Consider the following 1,977-nt stretch of genomic DNA (forward strand, 5'->3'; position numbering starts at 1 on the left):
AACTTTTGGGGTGCACTACATGATCATCTCTTTTTCATGTGTTTAATTTCTCTATCTTGGTTAAAAATCCGCGGTGGTGCTTGAAGTAATGGTAGCCGACATGAAAGTAAACAGCCGCAATACCGATGAAATCCTTCACAATATCAATCAAGCTCGCATCCCGTGAAGGAACGAAGGACTGATGAAATTCATCCAGCAGTGCATAAAGGCAAGCGATGACAGCAGCAAATAAGCTGCTTCGTGCCGTTAATTTTGTATGGGCAGCAAGGGCTGCAGCGAAAAGTGCATACAAAATGGCAAATTCAATTAAATGCATGGCCTCTTTGATGAATCTGTCAGCAGAAGATGATGGCAGCTCCATCACCAGATTATCCGAGTGGCCAGACAAGAACCAGATCACACCCATATAGATAAAAGGCAGGATGGTTAAAATGATTCGTGCGTAATTTTTCATGGCAATACTTCCTTTACTTGATCTCACATCAACGGGCAGCAGGCCGCCTTGATTGGCGGTTTTACTTTGAAAGGGACAACTAGCCCATAAATGCCCATTGTTCTAATCCAGCTTCATTCGGGATAGATGGAGATTCACTAGATATACTAGCCATTTTATCAGTAATAGCAGGAAAGGGAAACACAAGGGACAAGGCCATATCACATACCTGAACAAAAAGAAAATAATGGATGTATAATTACATTCACCAAAACAAAAGATACATGTAAAAAAGTTTTTATCTCTCATGTATATAATCCTTGCAATCTGTTCAAAATGTTAGCAGAGGTGATAAATATGAGAGAGGAAGAAAAGAATACTTCCAAAAAAACAAACATACAGCGCCTAAAAAACCGGCGTTGGGCTTTACCGGCAATTTATATCGCAAGTGCAGCAATTATCCTTGCAGGAGCATTTTGGATGCAGAACAGCTATAATGACTCTGCTGACAAAAGCAAAGAACAATCACAGACCACTGGCAAAGGATTCAAAGAGCCTGCAGTTGAGGTAAACAGCAAGTTAGAAACAATTAAAATGCCTGTTGCGGATTCCACTGACTCTGTTATCAAAAAACAATTCTATGATGCAAAAGCAGACGCAAAAGAACAGGAAGCAGCATTAGTTTCCTACAATAACAGATTTGAACCCAATAAAGGCATAGATATTGCCATGAACGACGGAAAGACTTTTGATGTAGTTGCTTCATTCAGCGGAAACGTTACAAAAGTACAAGATGATGCATTGCTTGGAAACTTAGTTGAAGTTGAACATGACAATGGTGTGGTTACCCGTTACCAATCAATCACAGATATCAAAGTGGCAGTTGGAGATCAAGTGAAGCAAGGACAAACCATTGCAAAAGCTGGCAGCAGCCTGATCAATGAAGAAGCCGGCACACATGTACACTTTGAAATCCGCAAAGACAACGTAGCCTTGAACCCGCAAGATTATTTTGAGAAACAAGTATCAGCTATCCAATCTGCTTCTGATGAAAAAGCAACTTCAGAAAAAGCTTCTTCTTCTGATAAGAGCAAAACTGAGGAAAACGATCTGCTTGATAAGAACTTGGATCAATCAGGCGAGCCTGGCCAGATCATAGATGGAAAAGACAGTGAAACAGACGGTTCATCTCTTGATACATCTGACGAAGGCTAATAACAAAATCAACTAAACGCAACCATATATCGTACCCATTAACACAGCAAACTGAAAATTTGGTATAGAAACCCTCCATGCGGCGGGTTTCTTTTTTGTGTTTGGCTTGGGTTTATCTTTAATCTAGCTGCAGCGCCTAGCCCCTCGAGGTCATAAGTCACATCAGAATTGAAGGCAAAGAGCGCCTTCTATTCTGCAGCGCCTTATGCTGGTCGGAGGCCCCCAGGATGGGGGTCACAAAGATGTTGCCGCAGGACGCGGCGTTCTTAGTCTTTGTTCCTATGAACAGGCGTTTCCGCTTTATATGTAATCCAGCTCCAGCGCCTAGC

At 41.8% G+C, this 1,977-nt stretch carries 2 protein-coding genes; one reads left to right on the forward strand and one right to left on the reverse strand.

The features are described from left to right. Positions 1 to 34 precede the first annotated feature (34 nt). Positions 35 to 454 carry a VanZ family protein gene (locus tag BIV59_RS22425; RefSeq protein WP_071353676.1) on the reverse strand — a complete coding sequence of 140 codons (420 nt, stop codon included), beginning with the start codon at positions 452 to 454 and terminating at the stop codon, positions 35 to 37. A 336-nt stretch (positions 455 to 790) separates the two neighbouring features. On the opposite strand from BIV59_RS22425, the gene spoIIQ reads away from it, so the two are divergent. Continuing rightward, positions 791 to 1,648, forward strand: a complete 858-nt coding sequence (gene spoIIQ / locus BIV59_RS22430) for a stage II sporulation protein SpoIIQ (protein ID WP_071353677.1) — start codon at positions 791 to 793, stop codon at positions 1,646 to 1,648. Positions 1,649 to 1,977 lie beyond the last annotated feature (329 nt).

Source organism: Bacillus sp. MUM 13 (assembly GCF_001866725.1).
In the GTDB taxonomy this organism is placed as follows: domain Bacteria; phylum Bacillota; class Bacilli; order Bacillales; family DSM-1321; genus Peribacillus.

Excerpts from the sequence above, each read along its gene's own strand:
- spoIIQ (WP_071353677.1), top strand. The coding sequence starts at position 791 with ATGAGAGAGGAAGAAAAGAATACTTCCAAAAAAACAAACATACAGCGC.
- BIV59_RS22425 (WP_071353676.1), bottom strand. The coding sequence starts at position 454 with ATGAAAAATTACGCACGAATCATTTTAACCATCCTGCCTTTTATCTAT.